The organism is Nostoc sp. TCL240-02 (genome assembly GCF_013343235.1).
GTDB lineage: Bacteria > Cyanobacteriota > Cyanobacteriia > Cyanobacteriales > Nostocaceae > Nostoc.
This window is the reverse complement of the sequence record NZ_CP040094.1, coordinates 4,870,832-4,895,764: the sequence shown is the minus strand read 5'-3', so window position 1 is coordinate 4,895,764 and position 24,933 is coordinate 4,870,832. Positions and strand designations below refer to the sequence as shown.

The 24,933-nt window shown below is 42.6% G+C and carries 20 protein-coding genes; 9 read left to right on the top strand and 11 right to left on the bottom strand.

Annotated elements, in window-relative coordinates:
* Positions 1–26: 26 nt before the first annotated feature.
* From folE to FBB35_RS20745, 5 genes are all read right to left on the bottom strand, one after another.
* Entirely contained in the window at positions 27–734 is a 708-nt protein-coding gene (folE, locus tag FBB35_RS20765) for a GTP cyclohydrolase I FolE (RefSeq protein ID WP_114080905.1), read from the bottom strand.
* Between the two features lie 85 nt (positions 735–819).
* Complete coding sequence (locus FBB35_RS20760) at positions 820–1,545, bottom strand: SDR family oxidoreductase (RefSeq protein ID WP_174711215.1); 726 nt, start codon at positions 1,543–1,545, stop codon at positions 820–822.
* Between the two features lie 354 nt (positions 1,546–1,899).
* On the bottom strand, positions 1,900–2,880 hold the full coding sequence (locus FBB35_RS20755; RefSeq protein ID WP_114080903.1) for an acetyl-CoA carboxylase carboxyltransferase subunit alpha: 981 nt from the start codon (positions 2,878–2,880) through the stop codon (positions 1,900–1,902).
* Between the two features lie 92 nt (positions 2,881–2,972).
* Entirely contained in the window at positions 2,973–3,992 is a 1,020-nt protein-coding gene (locus FBB35_RS20750) for a long-chain acyl-[acyl-carrier-protein] reductase (protein WP_012408399.1), read from the bottom strand.
* Positions 3,993–4,115: 123 nt separating this feature from the next.
* Positions 4,116–4,814 (bottom strand): aldehyde oxygenase (deformylating), encoded by a 699-nt coding sequence (locus FBB35_RS20745; protein ID WP_174711214.1) that lies wholly within the window; start codon positions 4,812–4,814, stop codon positions 4,116–4,118.
* A 180-nt stretch (positions 4,815–4,994) separates the two neighbouring features.
* Between FBB35_RS20745 and FBB35_RS20740 the strand changes: the two genes are divergently transcribed.
* From FBB35_RS20740 to FBB35_RS20720, 5 genes are all read left to right on the top strand, one after another.
* On the top strand, positions 4,995–5,822 hold the full coding sequence (locus FBB35_RS20740) for a carbohydrate ABC transporter permease (RefSeq protein WP_174711213.1): 828 nt from the start codon (positions 4,995–4,997) through the stop codon (positions 5,820–5,822).
* A 137-nt stretch (positions 5,823–5,959) separates the two neighbouring features.
* On the top strand, positions 5,960–6,271 hold the full coding sequence (locus FBB35_RS20735) for a hypothetical protein (protein ID WP_174711212.1): 312 nt from the start codon (positions 5,960–5,962) through the stop codon (positions 6,269–6,271).
* A 325-nt stretch (positions 6,272–6,596) separates the two neighbouring features.
* Positions 6,597–8,999, top strand: coding sequence for a filamentous hemagglutinin N-terminal domain-containing protein (locus tag FBB35_RS20730; RefSeq protein WP_254625640.1), 2,403 nt, complete (start codon positions 6,597–6,599; stop codon positions 8,997–8,999).
* 409 nt (positions 9,000–9,408) lie between these two features.
* On the top strand, positions 9,409–9,732 hold the full coding sequence (locus tag FBB35_RS20725; protein WP_174711210.1) for a hypothetical protein: 324 nt from the start codon (positions 9,409–9,411) through the stop codon (positions 9,730–9,732).
* Positions 9,733–10,147: 415 nt separating this feature from the next.
* Positions 10,148–12,616: an S-layer family protein gene (locus tag FBB35_RS20720; protein WP_174711209.1), complete on the top strand. Its 2,469-nt coding sequence runs from the start codon at positions 10,148–10,150 to the stop codon at positions 12,614–12,616.
* A 104-nt stretch (positions 12,617–12,720) separates the two neighbouring features.
* On the opposite strand, the gene FBB35_RS20715 is transcribed toward FBB35_RS20720, so the two are convergent.
* Positions 12,721–13,752: a hypothetical protein gene (locus FBB35_RS20715; RefSeq protein WP_174711208.1), complete on the bottom strand. Its 1,032-nt coding sequence runs from the start codon at positions 13,750–13,752 to the stop codon at positions 12,721–12,723.
* 161 nt (positions 13,753–13,913) lie between these two features.
* Between FBB35_RS20715 and moaA the strand changes: the two genes are divergently transcribed.
* Complete coding sequence (gene moaA, locus FBB35_RS20710) at positions 13,914–14,900, top strand: GTP 3',8-cyclase MoaA (protein ID WP_174711207.1); 987 nt, start codon at positions 13,914–13,916, stop codon at positions 14,898–14,900.
* A 59-nt stretch (positions 14,901–14,959) separates the two neighbouring features.
* On the opposite strand, the gene rpsD is transcribed toward moaA, so the two are convergent.
* Complete coding sequence (gene rpsD, locus FBB35_RS20705; protein WP_174711206.1) at positions 14,960–15,568, bottom strand: 30S ribosomal protein S4; 609 nt, start codon at positions 15,566–15,568, stop codon at positions 14,960–14,962.
* A gap of 458 nt (positions 15,569–16,026) precedes the next feature.
* Between rpsD and FBB35_RS20700 the strand changes: the two genes are divergently transcribed.
* Complete coding sequence (locus FBB35_RS20700) at positions 16,027–16,674, top strand: hypothetical protein (RefSeq protein WP_368041785.1); 648 nt, start codon at positions 16,027–16,029, stop codon at positions 16,672–16,674.
* Positions 16,675–16,701: 27 nt separating this feature from the next.
* Here FBB35_RS20700 and FBB35_RS34900 read toward each other — a convergent pair whose 3' ends face one another.
* Complete coding sequence (locus FBB35_RS34900; protein ID WP_254625639.1) at positions 16,702–17,319, bottom strand: helix-turn-helix domain-containing protein; 618 nt, start codon at positions 17,317–17,319, stop codon at positions 16,702–16,704.
* A 445-nt stretch (positions 17,320–17,764) separates the two neighbouring features.
* Here FBB35_RS34900 and FBB35_RS34895 point away from each other — a divergent pair, with 445 nt between their 5' ends.
* Together FBB35_RS34895 and FBB35_RS34890 are read left to right on the top strand one after the other, a co-directional pair.
* Complete coding sequence (locus FBB35_RS34895; protein WP_254625633.1) at positions 17,765–18,142, top strand: transposase; 378 nt, start codon at positions 17,765–17,767, stop codon at positions 18,140–18,142.
* A 50-nt stretch (positions 18,143–18,192) separates the two neighbouring features.
* Positions 18,193–18,723 (top strand): IS630 family transposase, encoded by a 531-nt coding sequence (locus tag FBB35_RS34890; protein ID WP_368041851.1) that lies wholly within the window; start codon positions 18,193–18,195, stop codon positions 18,721–18,723.
* Positions 18,724–18,943: 220 nt separating this feature from the next.
* On the opposite strand, the gene hetR is transcribed toward FBB35_RS34890, so the two are convergent.
* From hetR to FBB35_RS20675, 3 genes are all read right to left on the bottom strand, one after another.
* Positions 18,944–19,843 carry a heterocyst differentiation master regulator HetR gene (gene hetR / locus FBB35_RS20685; protein ID WP_174711204.1) on the bottom strand — a complete coding sequence of 300 codons (900 nt, stop codon included), beginning with the start codon at positions 19,841–19,843 and terminating at the stop codon, positions 18,944–18,946.
* Positions 19,844–21,048: 1,205 nt separating this feature from the next.
* Positions 21,049–21,306 carry a hypothetical protein gene (locus FBB35_RS20680; RefSeq protein ID WP_174711203.1) on the bottom strand — a complete coding sequence of 86 codons (258 nt, stop codon included), beginning with the start codon at positions 21,304–21,306 and terminating at the stop codon, positions 21,049–21,051.
* A gap of 641 nt (positions 21,307–21,947) precedes the next feature.
* Positions 21,948–24,287, bottom strand: a complete 2,340-nt coding sequence (locus tag FBB35_RS20675; protein WP_174711202.1) for an EamA family transporter — start codon at positions 24,285–24,287, stop codon at positions 21,948–21,950.
* Between the last annotated feature and the right edge of the window lie 646 nt (positions 24,288–24,933).

Genomic DNA, 24,933 nt, shown 5'->3' with positions numbered 1-24,933 from the left:
ATGCCCAATGCCCAATTCCCCATTCTCTAAAAGAATGCTGGTTGATGGCGAATCAAGTTAAAAAATTCTTCACGGGTTTTATGCTCTTCTTGGAACACGCCAACCATTGCGCTAGTGACAGTCCAAGAACCTGGTTTCTGTACGCCTCGCATCACCATACACATGTGGCTAGCTTCCATCACAACGGCTACGCCTTGGGGTTCTAGAATGGTCTGAATTGCTTCAGCAATTTGGCGGGTTAATCTCTCCTGGACTTGCAAGCGACGGGAATACATCTCAACAATGCGGGCCAGTTTGCTCAGTCCTACAACTTTTTGGTTGGGGATATAAGCAACGTGCGCTCTACCCATAAATGGCAGCATGTGGTGTTCGCACAGACTAAAGAAATTAATATCTCGGACTAATACCATCTCGTTATGCCCTTCATCAAAGATGGCATCGTTAACGAGTTCTTCAAGGGATTGGTTGTAGCCACTGGTAAGAAACCGCATTGCCTCGGCCACTCGCTTTGGTGTTTTGAGGAGTCCTTCGCGTTCAGGATCTTCGCCAACGCCCAATATTATTTTCCGCACTGCATCCTTCATTTCCTCTATATGTTCCTCTTTTGGGGGGAACAAATCAGCTTGTCGCCCGTTATTCGTATTGCGATCGGGTCTAGGAGTTATGGCTTCTGCCAAGTCGGGAATCAGAGGCGATTGAGAGTAGTTGGAACCGTTGGAACTAGCGATAGTCATGATTCAGTCTTGGTTATGGTTTGAAAGTTGGTCATTAGTCATTAGTACATTGGTCATTTACAAAGGACTGATGACAAAGGATAAATTAAAGTGCGCCAGCACTGGGCATCAGGGTCAATTCGTCAATAACTGCCTGTTGTGGTAACAGAACTGTGTGGAGAATTGACTGAGCCACTATTTCCGGGGTTAACATCTTAGAACGGTCTAAGTTGACATGGACTGTTTCTGTGTCCCAAAGTTCAGTATTGACTGCGCCAGGGGAGATAGCTGTGACACGAATACCGTGGGTGCGTTCTTCTTGTGCCAGGGTTTGAGAGAGGGCAATCAAACCAGCTTTGCTGACGCTGTATGCTCCCCAACCAGGAAACGGTTGCTTGGCGGCAATTGAAGCGACATTGATAATTGTGCCTGTGCCCCGATCGCGCATTGAAGGTAAAATCCCTAAAATGCACTGAAACACGCTGGTAAGATTCAAGTCAATTACCTGCTGCCATCCTTCTAGGGGAGTTTCGCTCAAAGTGGCTGTATAGGCAAGGCCCGCACTGTTTACCAGAATGTCTACATCACCAAAGTCAAGGGCGATCTCTTGGATTTTTTCTTTTACTTCAAAGATCCGCGCTAAATCTACAGCGTAAGCTTTCGCTTCTACCCCAGTATGCTGTACAGCTTCTGCCACCGCCTCTAACTTATTCAAAGAACGGCTGACTAAGGCGACATCTATTCCGGCTTTGGCAAAGGCTAAAGCCGTTGCTTTCCCAATTCCACTACTGGCCCCAGTAATCAGGGCGCGTCGTTTTTGCTCAACATTCATGATGTCTCCCAATTTTTTGGCAGTTCCCAAAGCCTAGTACCACCCAATTATTCACATTTATCGGTTTAGATAGATTAAAGGAATCTAAAAATCTGATGATTTCTATTAAGCAACTGCTATGATGCAGTGCAATAGTGGGCATATTGTGGGTTTTATCAGTGAAGACAACAAATCGTCGCCTGGAAAACCACGCCGTACACTCAAATTAGATTACTCAATAACACAAAAGCTACTCAATCAAATTGAGTAGATTTGCCAAACATGCAAATGCCTATGGCCAGATTGTTAAAAATCTTTAAGCACATAGGCAATTATAGCATTGCTGCTTTACTAATCCATCATTATGCAGTGGTTTTAGTGGGCAACTTCTGTAAAAACACCAATTTTACGGAATTTTTCATAACGTAGTTGGCGGCGTTCTGGAGCGGTTAAATGGTTAAGTTCGTCCAAATTTTCTAGCAGCACTTGCTTGAGCGTGGTAGCAGCTTTTAAAGGATCGGAATGAGCGCCACCAGTGGGTTCAGGCAGTATTTGGTCGATAATTCCCAATCTTTTCAGGTCGTGGGAAATAATTTTCAGCGCAACGGCGGCTTGAGGAGCTTTACCAGCATCTTTCCACAAAATGGCGGCACAGGCTTCGGGGGTGGCGACGGTATAAACGGAGTGTTCAAACATCAGTAGGCGATCGCCTACACCAATACCAAGCGCGCCACCAGAACCACCTTCACCAATAACTGTGCAGATAATTGGCACATCTAAGCAAAACATTTCCCGCAAGTTGTAAGCGATCGCTTCTCCTTGACCTTGATGTTCTGCTTCCACTCCAGACCAAGCCCCTGGTGTGTCGATAAAAGTTAGTATGGGCATACTAAACTTATTAGCGTGTTCCATCAACCGCATAGCTTTGCGGTAGCCGCCAGGATAAGGCATTCCAAAGTTACGGGCAATATTGTCTTTGGTATCACGACCTTTTTGATGACCCAACATCACCACAGGTTGTCCACTTAGACGACCGACACCACCAACTAAAGCCGGATCGTCACCACCACAGCGATCGCCATGCAATTCCATCCATTCATCGCTAATAGCCTGAATGTAATCGAGAGTACTAGGGCGACGCGGATGACGAGCGACTTGTAGTCGCTGGGAAGGCGATAGACTAGTAAAAATTTCCTCACGTAGTTGCATGGCGCGTGCTTCTAGTTGACGAATTTGACCAGAAACATCAACGCCATTTTCTTCTGCAAGTTGCCGAATTTGATCAATTCGGGTTGCAAGTTCTGCTAGGGGCTTTTCAAAATCTAACAGTAGCGGTTTACGCTCGGTAGTTGCCATCGTAGGGGTTATAAGTTACAAGTTATCTATTTTTTTTCATTAGTCATTTGTCCTTTGTCATTTACAAATAACGAATGACTAATGACCAATGACTAAACCAACAACGGTCTAAATCCATGTTTTACTGACACCCGGCCAATCTGCTCCATTTTATCTACGGTAATCTGATTCCGTCCCCACGAAAAGTTCGTGTATAACTTCTCAAATTCCAGCAGCATTGATTCGGCAAAACAGGCAAACAACTGACGGGCTGGCACGTCCATATTGACTATTTTCATAATTTTCCAGTCAATATCTAGGGAATGCTCTACAATCCCACCGTTTAACACGTGTACGCCAGGATATTGAATTTTTGTCGCTAAGTTTTTAGGATAGCCACCATCAATCAACAAACAGGGTTGTTTCAAAGTAGTGGGGTCAATTTCCACGCCTCTGGGCATACTAGCAACCCAAACTACAACATCGGCTTGGGGTAGTGCTTCTGTCAAACCCATGATTTTCCCCCGCCCCAGTTCGCCTTGCAACTCTTTGAGACGTTCTTGATCGCGGGCGATTAGCAGGAGTTCTTGGACATCTGTTCTCGCATCTAGCCAGCGTGTAACGGCACTACCAATATCCCCAGTTGCTCCACATACCGCAACAGTCGCGTTTGATAGATTAATTCCCAGTTGTTTGGATGCTTCTTCCACCTGCTTACAAATAATGTAGGCAGTATGCGTGTTTCCTGTGGTGAAGCGTTCAAACTCTAGTTTGATATTGCGGACTTGGCTAAACTGCTCTAACTTAAAGTTTTCAAAAATAATCGAGGAAAATCCGCCTAAAGCTGTGATGTTAATGCCGTGCTTCTGTGCATGGGCCATAGCGTTGAGGATTTTCCGTGTGGCGGCTTTGATGCGGCGACTAGCTAGCATTTCCGGCAAAAAGCAAGATTCTACATACCGTCCTTCAATTTGTTGCCCAGTAACACTGGTGACAATAATACTATCGACAATTTGCGGCGGGGCGCTGCACCAAAAGTCTAGCCCTTGATCGGCATATTCTGGGTATCCCAATTCTTGGGCTACCGCTTGAGCGTGTTCTAAACTAGTCAGATGTCCAATTAGACCAAACATGTAGTGATTATTAGGCTTATGCTATCTTGAGCGCGGGGGATTTAGGAGAGTTAGGAATTGGGACTTGGGAATTAGGAGTTAGGAGTTAGGAGTACGGCTCATAATTTCTCACTCCTAACTGCTTTAAGCACCTATGAGTCCGTAGGCTGACAAGCGCATAATATCGCGAGTCGAAAAACCAATGTTACTCAATGCTTCACCATACTGAATCATGAAGTCTTCTACCAAAGCATCTTTTTCCATTGCCATTGTGTGGGCATCACCTTCTACTTGGTTGAGCATTTTCCAGACGATGGGTAGGTTCTGGCGATTTGCAAGTTCAAGTTCAGCTTTGGATTCTGCAAAGTTTTCTTTCAACCAAACTTCTCCAAAATTGAGGTGGCTGTATTCTTCTTTAACTACTCCTTCAGTAATTTTGCGGGCAAAAGCGTCGGCAACGGGGATGTAAATGTTATATGCTGCGATCGCAAAACATTCAATAATTAAAGACTGAATCAACAGACAAGTAACCACTTTCCCGGATGCCGCAGCTGTTTGAAAATTTTGGTGTAGGCCGGAGAAAAACTCTTTGGCAAATTGCAAATCTGGGGTAACAGCCAAATTGCGCCCACAAGCTTCAAATCCTTTCTTATGGCGGCTTTCCATCTTGGATAGGCGAATCAATTCATCATGAGATTCTGGCAGCAGTTGGGCTAGCGTGATGTAATTTTCATGGGCTTCTTGTTCCCCTTCAATCACGATCGCATTAATCCGGCTATAAGCATCTTTGTATGTTTCGCTCTTGAAATCTAATTCTTTAAATTGGTCTGCAAGCTGCTGCATGGTTATGTTTACTCCCGTAAAACTGAATTATTTGACACCAGGATTCGATTTACCCTATGAACTGAGGGTAACAATCACTGTGGTTTAATTTAACTTAACAAGTAGACTATGTTTATAGATTAATGGTTGCTGGGGGCAATGCTCTAGTACTAGCGAAACAAATGCTTTGCGGCTCAAGTTATGTCTAAACCAAACCTGAATGTGAAATCTGGTGATTTTTTGAGCCTAGTAGTCTTACTGCTAGGGGCATTTATCGTTCTACTACCGCTATTTGTGGTTTTTCTCACCTCCTTTGCACCGACAACCGCCAGCCCAGAAAATTTGTCGAAAAATAACTGGTCTTTAGCTAATTACCGCGTTGCATGGCAACAGGGAAAATTTTTGCTGGCGTTTGCTAATTCTACCTTGGTAGCGATCGCTGTGACGGCGTTTCAGATTGTCACTTCTGCTTTGGCTGGTTACGCCTTAGCACGGCTGAAGTTTCGGGGACGGCAAGCACTGCTATTGGTTGTTTTAGCAACTTTGGTGATTCCTTTTCAGTTATTGGTGATTCCCATATTTTTGGTTTTGAAGTGGGGACACCTGATAAATACATACTGGGCGCTCATTTTACCAACTGCTGTCAATGGGTTTGGGATTTTTTTATTACGTCAGTATTTCCAGACAATTCCGGTGGAATTAGAGGAAGCCGCAGCCATAGATGGGGCAACCAGATTACAAATATTGTGGCGGGTAATGTTGCCTTTAGCCCGTCCGGCCTTGGTGACGCTGTTTTTGTTCACCTTCATCGGCGAATGGAATGATTTGTTTAAACCTCTGGTATTTACAACCCGTCCCGAATTAAGAACAGTGCAACTGGCGTTGGCTGAGTTTCAAGAACAATTTACGAATAATTGGCCTTTGATGATGGCGGCGGTGACAATAGCGACAGTTCCAGTAATGGTGTTATTTTTCATCGGTCAACGTCAGTTTATTCAAGGTATTGCTGCAACAGGAATTAAGAATTAGCAAAGGAAGCTGTCTGAATTTTAGATTTCGGTGAAGCGCGGGATAAGTAAATTCAGCAGTAAGATATGAATTTTTATGAAGTTATGCGTAATTGTTCTGAGCCAGGCTGAAGCAGAATTATACACATTCTGTAGGAAATGGAAACAATCATGAATCCTGAGACATTACAACAATTACAAGCCGAGATTGAACAAAAACTCCTTGAAAGCGTTAATAACGCTGGTTTATACAGTGTGCTTGAGAAGTACGGTGTATTAGATGATAGAGCTTTAATCGTTCAATGGCAGTGTAATCTTGACCCAAATAAAATCAAATCTGGTAATGCATTTAATAACCAGAAAGTAAATGAATTGTTGCCAGCAACTCCAAAACAAGAAATTGTGCTGATGGAAAAATCATGGTGTATCCCTTGCCCTTCAACTGGCAGTCCTTTAGGTTGTAACTGCTAAATAATTTAGTTTTTAGACTGTAAAAAGTTTATTCTAGTGAGTATAAAAATACTGAACTTTGCATTTACTAGTTAGGCTACAGAGATAATTTCAAGTATCACCACAAGTTAGTGAGCAAGGACAAATAAAATTATCTTACGCAATATTAAGATTAATTAGATTGGCTCGTAGTAAGGGCTGAATCCCTTATTACAAACCTTTAATTGTTCACACTTACTTAACTTATTTAACTAGCAAAGAGCAGCATTTTAATATACTCTTATTTTTTGGGTGCAAGTTTGTCATGTCTCGATACCGAAGTAGTTGGTACTGGGAGTTAGGGATAGTGAGTACATTAGTAATTGCTGGAGTACTCACTTTCTTTGAGAGTTTTGTCTTAGCTCAAATACAAAAAGATGGCACACTTGAATCTGAAAGTTCAATCATTACACCAAAGCTAATCGATGGTCAGCTGATAGACCAGATTGATGGTGGGGCAGTTCGTGGTACAAACTTATTCCACAGCTTTGAACAGTTTTCTGTCTCTGTGGAAAGGACAGCCTACTTTAACAATGCAATAGATATTCAGAACATTATCAGTCGGGTGACGGGTAATTCCATTTCTAAAATAGATGGCATTCTGAAAGCTAACGGCACGGCGAACCTATTTCTGATTAACCCTAACGGCGTTATTTTTGGGCCCAATGCTTCTTTAAATATTGGCGGTTCATTTGTGGCAAGTACGGCGAGTAGCTTGAACTTTGCTGATGGTACAAAGTTTAGTGCTACATCTCCTCAAGCTAAACCTCTACTGACATTAAGTGTTCCCATTGGCTTACAATTTGGAGCAACTGCGGCTCCCATCCGCAATCAATCTCAAGCAAGTCCAAATGGCGCAGTTAATATTTTAGGACAAGGCGTTGGTCTACAGGTGCAACGAGGCAAAACCTTAGCACTTATAGGCGGTGATATCACCCTAGAGGGTGGAAATATAACGGCAAGGTCAGGAAGGGTTGAATTAGGAAGCGTTGCTGGCAATAGTCTGGTCAGTTTAAGCCCAACCAACCAAGGTTGGGTTTTGGGATATGAAGGTGTTCAAAATTTCCAAAACATCGAAATAATCCAGTTAAATAAAATTCCATCGATTGTAGATACTCATGGAAACAATAGTGGCAATATCCACCTGCAAGGGGGACTTGTGCGAGTAGCTGGCAGTTTCCTAATTCTAGTTAATCCCTTGAGAATGCAATCAGGAGGGAATTTGACAGTGAACACCTCAGATTCTGTAGTAATTGAACAAGATTCACAACTGTTTACTCAGAGTTTCTCCAACGCATACTCTGGAAACATAAATGTAAATACTAAGAATTTGGTGGTCAGAAGTGGAGCGCAATTGCAGGGGCAATCGACCATAAACGCTTCAGATTCCGTAGAACTAATTGGCGGCACTACCATACCTGTATTCCGAGATGGTAGTGATTTAATATCCAGTGGATTATTTAGTGCAACTTACGGCGATAAAAATGCTGGCAACATCACAGTTAATACTGGAAAGTTGCGTATCGAAGGAGGAGCAAGAATATCAACAAGCTCTGAGGGCATATATAGGTTTATTCCTAACCAACTTACACCAGCTACAGGCAATGCAGGAAACTTGACGGTGAACGCTTCCGAGTCGGTAGAATTAATTGGAACTTCACCAAATGGTTCTAAGCTCAGTAGCTTGTTTTCTGGGACTCAAGGGCCTGGAAATGGTGGAAACTTGACCCTAACTACAGGGCAATTGATTATCAAGGATGGGGCTGCAATAAATGTGAGCAGCCAAGCTCGAAAAAATGTAATCTATATCGGAGATCCAAATAATCTAGGAAAAGCAGGCGATTTAAATATAATCGCTCGCTCCATACTTCTCGACAACAAAGGAAAACTCATATCTAATAGTGAGTCAGGTAAAGGTGGGAATATTACCCTACAGGTGCAGAATTTATTATTGATGCGCCGCGAAAGTCAAATCACCACTAATGCAGGTACAACAGGGCTGGGTGGAGATGGCGGTAATATCATCATCAATGCACCTAATGGCTTTATCGTGGCTACTCTCTTGGGAAATAACGATATCACCGCCAATGCCTTCTCTGACTCTGGTGGTAAAATCACAATCACCGCTAAGAACATTTTTGGATTTGTACCACGCACTCGTGCAGACGTAGAAAAACTTGATCCAGAAAAAATAAACCCGAATAACCTGCGAACAAGTGACATCACGGCGTTTTCTCAGCAAAACCCTTCATTAAGTGGCACGGTAAGAATCAACTCACCAGATGTTGACCCTAGTCAAGGATTAGTGGAGTTGCCTGTAAATTTGGTTGATGCTTCCCAACAAATTGTTGCTGGTTGTAATTCCGGTGGAAAAATAGCCAGAAGTTCATTTATTACAACTGGGCGTGGAGGAATAGCGCCCAATCCCACGGAGCCATTGATAGCCGATGATGCGGTGCTAGCAGATTGGATTACACTCTCTCCAGAGAGTCAGAATCATGCTGAGGGTATTCAGAAGAGAGTAGTTGTTCACAAGCAGATAAACACAGAAGAATCACAGAAAGTTAATTCTGTAAATGAACCTACTCAAATTGTGGAAGCCCAAGGATGGGTAGTGGATGCCAATGGGAACGTGGTTTTGGTTGCTCAAGTACCCACTGCGTCGCCTCATAATTCTTCACTCATCGCTACATCTTGCGCTGGTAATTAAAATTTGGGATTCTCGTAAATTTTGTTGGTGCGCTGGCGTAGCCCGTCGTAGACATCGCCTTTTCCACTCAACTCAGGTGTTAGTGCGTTGGTGTAGCTCACCGTTCGCGTAGAGTCTCGTAGAGAGGGTATGGCTTCTTTGTCTGGTTGGTAGCCAGATTCATGAAGGCTTTAAGGAAATCCAGCAGAAATATATGAAGTTTTGTTACACAATGCGTAATTATAACTAGACAGGCAGAAGTCATAATTATGGGAGTTCGCAAGAGCGTTAGAAACCTAATGCTGTCGTGCCACTCTAGACTCTGTATCCTTAATTTCTTCGTCGCCAAACTGTACTAATCGAAGTCACGTTAGTTTTACATTACAAGATAAGCTCACACATTCACCAGTCTGCAAGGAGAGCAAAATTCATGGAATCTCAAACAGTTATAGATACTCAAACATTACAGCAATTAGAAGACGAGATTAAGAATGAATTGACTAACATACTGAAAAACTCTAATTTTGGCGAAGTACTCGAAAAATACGGCATCTCAGGACAAAATATTTTAAAACTTCAGTGCTTACTCGATTTAACTCAAATCGAAGTTAGTGATGCTGTTGACAATCAGCAAGCTAATAAATTTTTGCAAACAATTAAAGGACAAAATACAACCGTTAAAACATTTTCTATAGGCGGATTTTGTAAACCTTGTCCAGTACCTGGCTATCCTAGTGGCTGTTGGGTAGCTTAGATATAGCTAAACTTCCATTTAGTGATACGGGTGATGTGAAGGAAATCAGATAATTTTCACAAGCAATTTTGGAACAGTAAATAAGGCAGTAGTGTTTCATTCTTTCAAAGCCTCGCTTTCTTGAAGCTTATATGGGGTTTTGAAGAATGAAACACTTCTAGTAAAAATGCTAGTGGAATTGTGATAGTGGAATCCTTATATGCTACCTAGTTTTATTCAGTATTTATACTGTTAGATAATAACTGCTAAACAATATTAATTGTCTACTTAGAAAGAGCTTATTTAGTAAGATGATATTGCTAATTTATTCACTTATTAGCTAGGTACACAGTTCAGGTTTTATGCTCATTCGTTTTAATAAGTAATCATCAGTATTTCACTACTAAATCATTCTTTGCAAGGTGCAAATTTTGTTATGACACAAAACAGCAGCTTTTGGTGCTGGCAATTAAGTCTAATTAGTTTTTTAGCAGTTACTGGAATATTCACCCTATCTGAGTATTCTGCCTTGGCACAGATTAAAGAGGACGGCACTCTTGGAACTAACAGTTCAATCGTTACACCCAGACTGATTAATGGTCAACAGACTGATCAGATCGATGGTGGGGCAATTCATGGTAAAAACTTGTTCCATAGTTTTGAACAGTTTTCTGTTCTCACTGGCAATACGGCCTACTTTAACAATGCGCTAAATATTGAGAATGTCATCACTCGCGTAACGGGCAAATCTATTTCTAATATTGATGGCATACTTCGAGCTAACGGTACAGCCAACCTCTTTCTAATTAATCCCAACGGGATTATTTTTGGCCCCAATGCTTCCTTAAACATTGGTGGTTCATTTGTAGCAAGTACGGCGAGTAGTCTAAACTTTACCGATGGTACTAAATTTAGCGCTACAGACCCCCAAACCACACCCCTTCTGACAGTCAGTGTTCCCATTGGCTTACAATTTGACACTACACCAGGAACCATCCGTAATCAATCCCAAGCAAGTCCAGGTGGCGCAATCAATTACTTACAAGCGCCTGTTGGTCTACAGGTTCTGCCAGGTAAAACATTAGCACTTGTAGGCGGCGATCTTGTGCTAGAGGGAGGAAATTTAACAGCAAAGGGAGGACGAATAGAGCTAGGAAGTGTTGGTCTTAATAGTCTGGTTCAAATGAAGCAAACAGACCAAGGTTGGAGCTTGGGATACGAAAGTGTAAAGAATTTCCAGGACATTCAACTAATCTCGCGATCTCAAATCCCTTCTTATGTAGATGCCAGTGGCGAGGGTGGAAGTAATATTCTGGTGCAAGGCAGGTATGTGCTATTAAGTGGTTCTTCACAGATTTTAGCTAATAGCTTGAGCGCCAAACTAGCAGCAAATTTGTCGGTTACTGCCTCAGATACTGTAGAACTAGTCGGCCCTGGTACACCTTTGACGGTTGGGACTTTTGGTGGAGGAGACGCTGGAAACTTAACCATCAACACTAGGAAGTTGATTGTAAGTAATGGAGCACAAGTATTTCTTGATAATTCTGTCTCCGATTCAGTGGCACAATTGACTGTAAACGCTTCAGATTCTGTCGAACTAATCGGTGGTTTCTCCTTTCCAAGCTCTACTTCACCAATTGGTAATTTTATACCTAGCGGATTGTTAAGCATAACTTATGATGTGGGAAATGCTGGTAACATCACAATTAACACTCGGAGGTTAAGTATCCAGGAAGGGGCACGGGTGTCAACAGAGTCTGACGGACGATTTCTATTTCCTGAGAACCAATTTAAACCCGCTACGGGAAAAGGAGGTAATTTGACTGTGAAAGCCTCCGAATCTATAGAATTAACTGGAACCTCTCCAAATGGTTCTAAGCCAAGTAGTTTGTCTGCTTCAACTACAGGTTCTGGCTCTGCTGGCAATTTAGAGATCACAACAGGGCTATTGACTGTCCGCAATGGGGCTGTAATAAATGTGAGCAGTGAAGCTCGAAAGGATATCGATTATCAAGGGGGTGTACCCAATTTAGGGAAAGCTGGTGAACTCAATATAACCGCTCGCTCCATCCTGCTGGATAAAGGAACACTTGCATCTAATAGTGAGTCAGGTCGGGGTGGTGGTATTTCAGTATATGTGCGGGACTTATTACTGATGCGCCGCAATAGTCAAATATCCACTAATGCAGGGGGTGATAAAACTGGCGGTAATATCACCATCAAAGCACCTAATGGCTTCCTCGTCGCCACTCCCTTCGGAAATAACGATATCACTGCCAACGCTTTCTCTGGCTCTGGTGGTAAAATCACAATCACCACTAAAAACATCTTTGGGTTCGTGCCCCGCAACCGTGCAAATGTAGAAAGGCTTGATCCAAAGGAAATCAACCCGAATAACCTGCGAACAAGTGACATCACAGCATTTTCTCGACAAAACCCTTCATTAAGTGGCACTGTACAAATCAACTCACCAGACGCTGACCCCAGTAAAGGATTAGTGGAACTGCCTGTAAATCTGGTTGATGCTTCCCAGCAAATTGCTGCTGGTTGTAATTCTGGTGCAAAAATAGGAAGGAGTTCATTTATTGCTACTGGACGTGGAGGACTAGTAGCCGATCCCACGCAGCCATTGATAGCTGATGATGCTGTGCTGGCAGATTGGATCACACTAGAGCCAGAGAGTAAAAATCGTGCTGCTAGTATTCAAAAAAGAGCGGTTCTTCAGGCGCAGCGAAACACAGAAGAAAAATCACAGAAAGTTAATTCTGTCAATGAACCTACTCAAATTGTAGAAGCCCAAGGATGGATAATGGATGCCAATGGGAACGTGGTTCTGGTTGCTCAAGTACCCACTGCGTCGCCTCATAATTCGTCACTCACCGCTACATCTTGCGCCGCTCATTAAACTTTGAGATAAGTTAAACGTCTCTGAATTAACGTTTAATTTCCATAACTTGGCAGTAATTACGATCGCAATTACTGCCCATAAGTTCGCATATTGTCTATTTCTTAACTCGTCTCCTGAATTTGCAAACGAACAGTGTGTTCAGTTGCACCACTAAGTTGCAATTCCATAATTTCACCACCCAGAGGTTCCAAGCAAGTGAGGAGCGATCGCAAGTTGGGTGTACTTGCACCAGTATCTACATATAATCTATCTGCCAAATTGCCGATTCGTTTCCAAGTCATGTAGAGTTTAGCGATCGTTTGTTCAATCTGCGATGCTTGATTGACCAAATCAGCAGCAATGCTCAAACAGCCGACTCTTTGCGCTTCTTCTAAGGCTGTTTCTATATCAATATTTTCCTGCGTCAGCGCTTGGACTTGAGCCGCCCCTTTGAGATATTTTGCCAAGTTACGCGCTTCGCTTGTTACCTGTTTCAGGGTATCCACATCAGGATTGGCAGCAATTTCTTTCTGGATAAACTTTTGGTGCGATTCTGGCAGTTTTTCCATTTCCTTCACCAATGGGGCGATGTAGCGCGGCGGAAGGGTGTTATCTGCGGCTTTTTCTCTGACAGATTCAGGTAGTAAATCTGAAGACATAGCTGTCCATTCATCGCTGAGTTGACGCACTTCGCGCCTGGTGATGCGATCGCCTTTTTGGGCAGCTTCACTCACCATCTGTTGAACTTCTGGGACTGCTTTGGAGGTTTCAACAAATGCTCGTTTGCTGAAATTGTTTACAGAACCTGGGTCGAGTTTACCGTCTTCAATGAGAGTATCGGCACTATTGGCCAGTTGAATCCAGGCGTAAGCTTGACTTTTGCTGATTTCCCGCTCTTTTAGCCATCGCAGAAAGCCAGTACCGCGCCCATCACCACCCACTTTTTCTCTGTCGCGGATAGCACGTAAAATTCGTCCCCGCCAGATTTCAGTTTGCAAATCAAAGCGATCGCACACCTGCCAAGCTATTTCTAGCTGCTGTTGAAAATCTGATTCTAGAATCTGTTCATCTTCTGGATCGGGCAGTTCAAAGCTGATATCTGCTGGCTGTAGTAAAGCAGCAGCAAGGTCGTTGATGGAGTCGGTGTCTTGCACGATTGATGATAACTAGTGGATGCGATCGGCTTATTATGCCACAATCTGCGGACTCTCACTTAAGGGGGAGTACGGTATTTTGAATTACAACAAATATAGTAGGAAGGGGTAAACCACCTCAGTAAGGTCTTTAATTGATCAGAGAGAATAAAAATAAAACGATGAACCAGGTAGACTACCTCCGCATTAGTTTAATCGATCGCTGTAATTTTCGTTGTCAATACTGCATGCCAGAGGGAGTAGAACTGGACTATATTCTCAAGCAACAGCTGTTAACTAATGAAGAGTTGCTCACCTTAATTAAAGAAGTATTTATTCCAGTAGGCTTTAATCGGTTTCGTTTGACAGGGGGTGAACCCTTATTGCGTCCGCGTGTGGTGGATTTGGTCAGTGCGATCGCAAGTTTACCCCAAACTCAAGACCTCTCAATGACCACCAACGGATTTTTGCTGGCTCCGATGGCACAAAATCTCTACAATGCTGGTCTGCGACGAATTAATATCAGTCTAGACTCTCTCGATCCTGACACTTTTGACCAAATTATCGGTAATCAGGGGCGTTCTCGTTGGAAACAAGTTTGGCATGGCATTCAAGCTGCCCATGATGTCGGATTCGATCCACTGAAGCTGAATGTGGTGGTGATTCCTGGCGTTAATGACCACGAAATTCTAGATTTAGCTGCTCTGACAATTGATAAACAGTGGCACGTTCGATTTATTGAGTTCATGCCTATTGGTAATGTGGATTTGTTTGGCGTTCGCGGTTGGGTATCTTCAGGCGATTTACGGCAACAAATCCGCGATCGCTGGGGCTTGACAGAATCTCAAGTTCGTGGCGCTGGCCCTGCTGATGTTTTTCAAATTCCTGGTGCGAAGGGGACACTAGGATTTATTAGTCAAATGTCAGAATGTTTTTGCGATCGCTGTAACCGGATGCGCCTGAGTGCTGATGGCTGGCTGCGTCCTTGTTTATTGAATGAAACTGGTCAAATAGATTTAAAAACTGCTCTGCGTTCTGGCACTAGCACCGCTCAATTACAAGAGCAGGTGAGGCATTTACTTGGAATCAAGCCAGAAGTTAACTTTAAAGGGCGCGATTCTGGGATTGTCGGTACATATACTCGCACCATGTCGCAAATTGGTGGTTAGTCATTGGTCATTTGTCCTTTGCAAATAACTAGGGACAAATGACTAAAGACAAATTACTATTACGCTTGTCGTGAGTAGTATTCCACCACAAGTAGTTCATTAACTTGTAGTGCCACCCATTCGCGCTCAATAACACTGTTGACTTTACCAACCAACTTATTTTTGTCAAACTCCAAATGACTGGGGAGGTTGGCCAAACCGGGATATTGCAAGTTAGCTTCCACCAACTTCCGTGATTGTACCCGATCCCTGACTGCAATTGTTTCCCCAGGACGGCATTGGTAGCTGGCAATATTCACCACACGACCATTGACAGTTACGTGACCGTGATTCACTAATTGACGAGCGGCTGGGATAGTCGGGGCTATACCCAAGCGGAAAACGGTATTATCCAAGCGCATTTCTAACAATTGCAGCAGCACTTGTCCGGTAGAACCAGTAACACGTCTGGCTTTCCGCACATAGCGGAGCAATTGCTTTTCAGTCAAACCGTAGTTGAAGCGGAGCTTTTGCTTTTCTTCTAGACGGATGGCATACTCAGAGCGTTTCTTACGGTTCTGACCATGCTGACCAGGTGGGTAAGCGCGTCTGGCGCTTTTACGAGTCAATCCTGGTAAGTCGCCTAAGCGACGGACAATTCTGAGGCGTGGCCCTCTATATCGGGACATGAGTTTCCTTAATCTAATCCTGTTTAAACTTTACCCAAACATTCTATGTTGACATACCACTGATTAAAAATCAGGGGATTCTTGGTTTTTGAAGCTGCTTGCCTTGGTATGACGTATCCTACCAGAGTAGAGGCTTCAACTTTTGTGCTAGTTACTTTAAGTCGGTACCGACGTACTAGCTTCCAAGCTTGAATTCCGACCTGTCACGCCGTATTTCTGCCAATAAGTTTTTTGTTTTTATTTAGTTTCGTAGGCTACTCAATCATCAGATTGGTGTACGCAGTACTCTTACTCTGAAATACTTTTTACGTTGCCTACTTATCTTTCAAACAGTTATATTAACACAATTTCCGGCATAATTAATTATGTCTAAACTTTGCTCACGCTGAAATTATTGAATTACAGAGGATTTTTAAAATATTTGAGTTAGCATAACTTTGGGTGTTTGGAGAATGGCAATGTCAATGAGCAATAAAGCGGTTAATAGAGGTAAGAACAAACAAGCCAGTTCCACCTCCAGAAGTTTAATAGTACCAGTTTTGGCTATAGCTGGATGGTTGACAACGATCTTACCCAATCCAGCGATCGCTGCTTCCTACAGCAATGATTATAGTAACTGTGCAGGTCGTCTTTTAAAAGTGGGCGTAACGGCAGAAGCGGCATCACAAGCTTGTGCAGCTGCGCTGCGTCCAACGGATTTGGCTGCTTGCGTGGTTAAAATTGATAAGGAAACCCAAATTGCTGCGACAGATGCACTTTCTTCTTGTGGGAAGGCCCGGCGACCTGAAGAGTTAGCTACCTGTGTAGTCGGTGTCAGTTTAAGTACGAAGGAAGAAGCTAATCCGGCAGTTTTAAATTACTGTGGACGTAGTTTGTTACCCGTGCGCTTTGGGCAGTGTGTGATTGGCTTGCGTAGTCAAATCGATGTTCCTCCTGCTCAAGTTTTAGATACTTGTATTAGTGCTGATGATAGTGTTATCGGTGCTTCATCTTCAACACCACCAACCATCATTCCTGCGGGATCAAGTATCGAGACCGTTCCATTTCCAACGCAACAGACTGTTCCAGCACAACCTACTGTTCCAACACAACCAGGCACTAATTAAATACAGTGCTTTTTGACACTCCCCCGTTTATAAAACGGGGGATTCTTGGGTCAAAAGGGAGCTACTCCTTAACCCCTCGCCAAGCATCTTGACCGTATGCCCTACGGCTGCAAGTCTACGTTGCATCACTACCATAGCGGCAGCAACGTCTCTATCAGTAAACCCATCTGGGATAGGTCGGGATAATTGCATTTTCACCCATCCCACGCCAGGAAGTTTAACTTTGCTTCCAATAATTGGATTAACTCCTAATTGTGGAAACAATAAAGACCGCATTCTCCCTTGTTTTTTGAATCGTGGAAAATCTCTTCCTGATTCCCACATCCCAACAAATGCTTTTTCCAATCGCCTTAATACCTGCTGCAACATCTGAGAATGTGCTGTATTTAAGTCAGAATTAGTAATTCTTGCTTGAGTTAAGGCTTTGCATTGAGACGCAAACGTTGGTCGGGGTGCATCGGACGGAATAATATACTCACTTTTTAGGCTGCAAGCATCAATTCTGCATGACCTTGAGTTATACCAATCTTTCCTCTCTCCTAACGCAAAATTCCAAACCCTACGAGACGTTTCTAGCCATGCGTCGTAGGTTTGGGATTGTTGCTGCAAAAGTTTTAGGCGATAGGTATAAGTTAGGTTTAACATATACGCATAATATCTTAAAAACAGATAGACTGTTTTTAAAGCCAAATAAATTTGGCGCATTCGCGGTAGTTGAGCGTAGTCGAAACTTATATCCCCCGCATCTGTTGCGCGGGGGCTTTACGCATCACGCCTCGTAAGGTGGGCTTTTAATGCCCACCTTATTATGTCTGTCAAGTTTTAATTCATGGGTAAGCAAGTTCGTAGAGGACTTACACAAAAAATAGTCCAAACCTATATTTTCTGGTAAAGGCAATTCGTGTAGACGCAAAGCTTAGTCTACGAGTTCTCCAACAGAGTACTTGTAGAGTATTGCCCCTACAGCGTGTAATTTTGAGTAAGTCCTATTGGAGTTAAAACTAGCTTGACTGAAGGAACAATATTTATAGCGGTTATCAGTCTACTTCAGTACAGTAGGAGAGAGCAATTCTACTGATAATTGGTGGTGATGAAAGCCTACTCTCTCGACTTGCGTCAAAAAATAGTTGATGCTTATGCCTGCGGTGACATTTCCCAACGAAAACTGGCTAAAAACTTTGGTGTCACCTTAAGTTTTGTGCAAAATTTACTCAAACGCCATCGAGAATTGGGGATGATAGGCCCCAAGGTGCGGACTGAGCAGACAGCAACAAAGTTGAATGCTGAACAGTTAGAAATCCTGCGCCAACTCGTCATAGCACAGCCCGATGCGACGTTAAGCGAATTGCGGGAACGACTTTACGAGAAAACAGAGGTCTTAATTGGGGTAGCTACGGTGAATCGGATGGTTCGCTGGAAACTTCACCTCAACCTCAAAAAAAAGTCTCCACCTCACAAAAAAAGGTAGTGATGAAGTCCAACTAGCCCGATTTGAGTACTGGAAACTCTTGAGGGGGGATACCCGTCGAAGAGCTGATTTTCTTAGATGAATCGGGAGTTAATCTGTCCTTCATCCGCAAATGTGCCCGCGCCTTGCCTGGCCTTCAGGCCTATGCTCAAAAGCCCAACCGCAAAGGGAAAAATGTCTCGGTAATTGGTGCAATTAGCTTGAAAGGACTGCTCACCCAATGGAGTGGCTTAGGTTCTATCGATGCTTTGACTTTTGATGCCTTCATCGCCCAAAAGCTCGTACCCAAACTTTGGCCTGGTGCAGTGGTGATCATGGATAACTGCTCAATCCATAAAAGTGATGAACTTGAAGCTTTGCTCATCGCTGCTGGCGCTCATCTCATTTATCTCCCCCCCTATTCTCCCGATTTTTCACCGATTGAGAATTGTTGGTCCAAGATTAAGAACATTCTCCGTCGCATCGGTGCAAGGACATACCCTGATTTACTCCAGGCATTAGATACGGCATTCGCAGAAGTGACAATAGAGAATTTGCTGGGTTGGTTTACTCACTGCTGCTACTGTACCTCACAAGACTGATAACCGCTATATATAATAAAATCCGTCATAATTGCTTTACGCTTTGCAAATTATGCAAACTAAATACTTACAATACAAAAGTCACAAGCAGCTTTGTGACTTTTATACTATTAGTAAAGTATTACAATGTAAATAGACCAATCATCCCCCTACTTTCAAGTTAGGGACAAAAGCGGTGAAAAGCTTATAATATAAGCTTTTGGAGTTTTGCGTAGTGTTATTAGTCTTCTTTTTCACCAAAAACCGTCTGTAAAACCACTGCAATACCACCGTCTTGATGATATTTATCTGCCCAAGCACGGATAACTTCATCCAATTCTTCCATAGCTTGCTCCATTTTTTCTGGGAGAATATCAAGTTCTTCTAACAAGCGCATGGCATTTCGTCGCCGTTCTGCCCAGTTTTTCATCATGCGGAAATACCGAGCGGTATCTTCTACCATGATGTAAGTGCGTTCTTGATCGTCTGCTGGGGCGTAAAAAGGACGAGTAAGTGCGTAGAAGGGCATTCCCCAAGGAGAATCTATGCGTGTTACTGTGCCTGAGTAGAGTAGACGACGCTTGATATGCTCACCCAAAGCTTCACTCAAAGGCATTTGGTGTTCGATTGGCAAGTCTTCTTGCGATCGCCTGTGCAAAAACTCAATCAAATCCAGAAACTCAAAAGAGCTAACTAATTGGGCATCTGGTAAGTTACTTGGCAGTTTCTGCTCAATTTGTCTTTTTTCTTCACTTGTCAGACTTGTACCAGGTACGCGCGATCGCCCCGGTTGCCAAGGATACTTTTCTAGCCAGACGTAAGGCAATTGAATCAAATAGCGAGGTTCTTGAGAACCCAACATTTTTAACAGTTTGCCTTCTGTTAGCGCCTGTCTGACTTCTTCTACAATAATTTTTACTCGTTTCGGCTCTAAGTGGTGCAGATGCCCTGTCATTCGCAGGTTTTGTCCCTGCTCTAGATAGGTCATGTAAATTGCACACTTTGCTGCTGTTGCGGCTGCGTCTAAAAATGCCCCATGCCTGTGCCCACTCGTCCGCATGGCACTAAAAGCCAGATAAAGCATGATCTGATCCATCGCACTGGGGTCAAGACGTTTGATCAGATCTATGTCGTTACTCATATTACAGACAATTGAATAGCACGTTTACAGAGTTTTTAATCGATTGAGAATAAGGTAGTATACACCTGGCTGAAGCTGATTTTTCACTTCAGACTATATTAGTATGCGATAACCATGAAATCGGCAGTAGTCCAAACTACCATTTTCGCATATTTTCTAGTACACAGGCAGATTTAGTCGTTGTTACCATAACTGTCTCTGCATCTGACTGGAAAATTATAGATATCACTAAGTCCAGCTTGACGGCGGTTGACTTCCCAAAAGTTAACTGTGTTGCAAATAATCTACAAAGCTTTTAACTTCTCTGGGATTATTCTCATCTTTCAAGAGCAACAAGATCAAACTGCTTATACCTAATTATGGCACTATGCCAACTCGGAGTAAAAACTAGTTTGCGTGGTTCATCTGGGGTATTTGTTACTCAAAAAAGATGTTTTATATTCAGCTTTGGTGAATTATTTGTAGTACACAGGTGGTCGGAGATCGTTGGGAGTAATCTCAAAAGCAACCGCTTACCAGGTGTTGCAACATTTAGAGGTTGAGCCAAACGGCTCGTTGTGAACTATCATTTAGTTCACAACCTCCTGTGATGTCTTGGCAGTATAAGCCGTTGGCTTGAGGGAAGATAGTAGACATCAAGTAGATCAATTAATTCCAATTTTAAAGTACCTATTGTTCTTTCAAATATCGCTTTTTATCATACCATTGTTTTCTGATTTTGGAATAAAATTATGTATTTTAAAGTTTATAAATTATGACTATTTAAAATTTTATATTCTGATGAAATCAAGGTTTGATGATATTTCTATTTTGACTCTTAAATATAAGTCTATTTATCTTTTTGTGTTGATGATTTGACACAGAAAGCTGCGATTGATTCAGACTGAATCGCATAGCCATGAGGCTTTTTGGCTCGTGTTAATCAACGAAAAATTAGTTAATAGGCATATATATAATAAAACATATTGGATTCCATCTGATGATTATTTAGAGATTGTTTTTCAATGGAATTATATTTTTTTCATGAAAGAATTTTAAAATTCCATGATTTAACTAATTCATCGGCTACTTGAAAGTATATTTTGACATTGCTGTTTTATATACTTGAGAGACTGTAATGGCGTAGATAGTGTGTTAATAAAAAAAGACGAGAATCCGCAGGCGACTACGATATAAGCATCTTTATCTAAGTATCTAGGCGATACCTACGGTGGGCTACGCCTACGCAGACTAAGTTGACGAGGACACAAAGGCATTAATAAAGATACCATCTCGTCAACCTCAAAAATAAATATACAAACGAGGTATTTTGAATTTCGCCTTACTCGCAGGGCTTTTCGTAGGATAAAAGGACTGGCTGTTTTATGGGCGCGATCGCTCCATGTATTCATGTACCTTAAAAAACGGGTTACTCTCAACCCTTCTACTACTTTTTTATCTTCTAGTTCCAAAATATGCTGCAATGGTCTTCACTCCTTGCAAATTTCCTGTTTGAGCAAGTACTTGCGCTCAATTGCTTGAGTCAGTACTACTCGTACTGCTTATATATACGTGTTTTCCCTATCTGTATCAGGCTAAATTGCTAAAAATATATTACAAGTCAAGTTATTTTGATTACTCTTCGCTCAACTAGAGTGGTTCTCAATTGCATGGAATACATACCTAATGAACGGATTTAGTAGATTTCGGAGGTTGGGTTGAGCGTAAGCGTCACCCAACAAAGCCTTAATAATGTTGAGTTTCGTTCCTCAACCCAACCTATCGAGCTGTCCCATTAAATTTGAGAGATAAGAGAACGAAGCGCGATCGCGCAGCGTCTCGCAGAGAAGGAAGAAGGAAAGAAGAGAAATTGAAGAATTTATCTACTCGTCAAAATTAATGACATGAACCACTACGCCAGTTTTAGTTTTTAGCTTTAATCCAAGCGTATTGTATTAAGTATTATCTGCACCTATCCGGCAGTCCTAAATCAACCGTGAAAACTTAAGATCCCCGAATTCTTTGAGAATTCGGGGATCTTGGGCGGATTAGCGTCAGGATTGATGGTGAAAGTGATAGAAGGTAAACTAGCACCCATTACACCTAAACTGATTAAACTCGCCATTTAATTCGTGTTACTAGAGGGTTTAGGCTGATTTCGCATCGTTTCTAGGCTGAAAGCAGCCGCGCCAAAGGTTACTAATAACACTCCCATAATCTGCACAATATCTAAATTTTCTTGAATGATTAACCCAGCGAAAATCACTGTTAAAACTGGGATGCTGCCACCGATAATTGCCGATCGCGAAGCACCTAGTTTACTAATACCAACATTGTTCAGCAAATAGCCAGCAAGAGTCAGCACACCCAAGATAAATGCGCTTAAAACCAGTTCTAGCATTTTAGAGGAGTCAAAAACTATCAAGTTCCAATTGCTTGGTAAAGGTAGCATCAAGCAGATAAAACTCAACAACAACATGGTAGCGAAGTTAATTAAGGTAAAAGTCACGGGATGCAGTTTGCTAGCACATACCCGTGTCAGAATTATGTAGGCAGCAAAAGCTACACCCGAAAGAATGGCGGTGCTGCCTCCTATTGAAGGATTACCGATACTGGTGTTGGGAGAACCTCCTAAAACTAACAATTCACCGCAGCAAATGGCAGCGATCGCAGCGAAGCGGAAAGTAGTAGGGCGATCGCGGAACAGAAACCACGACAATAACCCACTAACCATCGGGTAGATAAAGAACAGTGCGATCGCCATTCCAGTTGTGACTTGAGCGATCGCAATGTAGATTAGCACTTGAGACAAGAACAAAAAGCACCCACTCACAACCGACAATAGCAAAATCCGCTTGGTAGCTGTATTAGCAGCTGTGGGATTTCCTCGCACTGAAGCGGCCAAGTTTTCTAAATCTTGCCATAGTGTTGGATGCAACATGGGAGATAGCAATACCATCAGTGGTACTACTACCATAAACCGGAGCGTCAAAATCAACAGAGTATTGCCCAAAGTCGGCGGTAGCAAGCGTTCTACATCTACTACTCCGAAAATTTGGGAACCTTCATGGAAAATAACCTTGATGGCTATGTTGTAAAGCGACGATATCACTGCTGATAAGACAATCAACAAGAAACCGACTTGCAACTGCGAAAAGCCAGAAGAATTAGGCGATCGCGATTCTGAGGGTTTTGCTGGCGGCTGCGGCTCTAGCGCAGTCGAAGGTGGTGATTTGGGTTTACTCTGCGATACTCTGCGGATCACAGAATTTGGTTCAGTAGCGTTTCTTCTTCGTAAAGGTTGAGGTTGTATTACTTCCGGCTTTGGCACAGATACAATAGGAGGCTCTGATGTTGTCTCGCTTTCTGACAAATCCTTATTGAGGACAGAAATGGGTTCAGCAGCGTTTTCCTGCGATGGCGGAACTACAGGAGCAGTAGGCTCTGATGTCGTTTCTCTTTCCGACAAGTCTTTGATAGGGACAGAAATTGGGTTCGCGGTGTTTTCTCTAACAACGGGAGACTCTGATGTTGTTTCTCTTTCCGACAAGTCATTGCTAGGGACAGAAATCGGGTTCGCGGTGTTTTCTCTAACAATGGGAGGCTCTGATGTTATTTCTCTTTCCAACAAGTCTTTGATGGAGACAGAAATTGTATTCGCGGTGTTTTCTCTAACAACGGGAGGCTCTAATGTGGTTTCTCTTTCTTCTAAAAATTGATTCGGGATCGCGGAAATTGGCTCAGAGGAATTTTTTACTACTTCGCTAAAGCTTGGCGGGGATGTCTCAGAAGGATTGTTTTTTTCTGGCTCAGTAAACTGCAAAACAGTAGGCGTACCTGCTGCTGGTTTGCGTGAAGTTTCTTCTATAGTTTTTTCTAGTTCTCCATGCAGGCGGTTAACAAACTCCGCCAAAATCGTTTCCCCTTGCTGTTGCTGGCTATACATCCGCGACAACTGTTGGGAAAGATTACTTTGATAGTTTTTTAGCTCCTGTTGCAGCGAGTTAAAAGTAACAGTAACGGTGTCATCCAGGCTGTCAAACATGTGTTCGACTTTTTCATTAATTTCACCTACTACATTGCTGCTCACTTCAGCAGACTTCAGCGCAGCTTGTTCGTAAGACTTACCCTCTATGCTTTGGTTAGCTAAATTTGCCAGAGAGGATTGCAGTTGTGAAGATATATGTTTTGCCAGAACTTCTGCCAGTTGGCGAATTAAGACTTGCTGTTCGGTGATTTGGCGCACTTGTTGTAAATGCTCTTTTTCCTCTACCAAGCCTTGAATCTCATCGGATAACCGATTTTTTTCTGACTGAAGTCGCTTTACATCTTCCTGCAAAGCTCTGAGGACATTCTGCTGAAGATTTTCTAAGTCTTCAACTACAGCCCAAAGAGCATTTTCTGCTGCTCTAGATAGCTCGCCTCTGACTCTTGGGTTTTCTGGTTGCTTCTCGAATCGCCCCATTAGCTTCTAACCTCTAACACCTTGACGATAAAGCTGCTTCCGGTACGCTTTATTGGCGCTCATCCTAATTTCCTGTATTTTGTCAGATAAATTAAAAATTTTAACAGCACTTCCGCATTTCAACGTAATTCTGTCATACTGAACACAACTTGGCAAAGCAGCAAATGTACCTTACTGCTTAATAATCGGTATTTTTTCAGCATTGATTAAGTATTTAGCCATTCGATTTTGGACTCCGGTTTTCCTCAGTCGAACGATTTTAGATTGTCGTATGGCTGTAACTAGCTTGAAATGACACCTTTTTTATTTTTGATCCGTTGCATGTACATCAATATAATATTTGCCAATGAGATTTTTACTTTTAAATAAATCTCACTCCAAATAAATATTTATTGTTTTGCTACCAATAGTAATTGTCAAAGACTTGTAGATGCGTGTGCTTAGGCGAAAAGTTATCTGACTTGCGAAACTAGTTGTAAATTTCTGTGGAATGTAACTTGTGTGACAGTTTATATCTCTAAATGGAGATTAAAGTATCTTTCTGTGGAAATTCAAAGTTACGCTATCCCCTGCACAACATTCTAATGAATGAGCAGCAATTCTGCAAAAACCCGCTTTTTTGGCGTTGTTGCAGTTTGGGTTCTAC

Coding starts and splice junctions, on each gene's coding strand:
- FBB35_RS20760 (WP_174711215.1), bottom strand. CDS start 1,545: ATGAATGTTGAGCAAAAACGACGCGCCCTGATTACTGGGGCCAGTAGT.
- FBB35_RS20745 (WP_174711214.1), bottom strand. CDS start 4,814: ATGCAGCAGCTTGCAGACCAATTTAAAGAATTAGATTTCAAGAGCGAA.
- FBB35_RS20740 (WP_174711213.1), top strand. CDS start 4,995: ATGTCTAAACCAAACCTGAATGTGAAATCTGGTGATTTTTTGAGCCTA.
- FBB35_RS20755 (WP_114080903.1), bottom strand. CDS start 2,880: ATGGCAACTACCGAGCGTAAACCGCTACTGTTAGATTTTGAAAAGCCC.
- FBB35_RS20735 (WP_174711212.1), top strand. CDS start 5,960: ATGGAAACAATCATGAATCCTGAGACATTACAACAATTACAAGCCGAG.
- FBB35_RS20675 (WP_174711202.1), bottom strand. CDS start 24,287: ATGGGGCGATTCGAGAAGCAACCAGAAAACCCAAGAGTCAGAGGCGAG.
- FBB35_RS34900 (WP_254625639.1), bottom strand. CDS start 17,319: ATGTTAAACCTAACTTATACCTATCGCCTAAAACTTTTGCAGCAACAA.
- hetR (WP_174711204.1), bottom strand. CDS start 19,843: ATGAGTAACGACATAGATCTGATCAAACGTCTTGACCCCAGTGCGATG.
- rpsD (WP_174711206.1), bottom strand. CDS start 15,568: ATGTCCCGATATAGAGGGCCACGCCTCAGAATTGTCCGTCGCTTAGGC.
- folE (WP_114080905.1), bottom strand. CDS start 734: ATGACTATCGCTAGTTCCAACGGTTCCAACTACTCTCAATCGCCTCTG.
- FBB35_RS20750 (WP_012408399.1), bottom strand. CDS start 3,992: ATGTTTGGTCTAATTGGACATCTGACTAGTTTAGAACACGCTCAAGCG.
- moaA (WP_174711207.1), top strand. CDS start 13,914: ATGAACCAGGTAGACTACCTCCGCATTAGTTTAATCGATCGCTGTAAT.
- FBB35_RS20700 (WP_368041785.1), top strand. CDS start 16,027: ATGTCAATGAGCAATAAAGCGGTTAATAGAGGTAAGAACAAACAAGCC.
- FBB35_RS20720 (WP_174711209.1), top strand. CDS start 10,148: ATGACACAAAACAGCAGCTTTTGGTGCTGGCAATTAAGTCTAATTAGT.
- FBB35_RS34895 (WP_254625633.1), top strand. CDS start 17,765: ATGAAAGCCTACTCTCTCGACTTGCGTCAAAAAATAGTTGATGCTTAT.
- FBB35_RS20725 (WP_174711210.1), top strand. CDS start 9,409: ATGGAATCTCAAACAGTTATAGATACTCAAACATTACAGCAATTAGAA.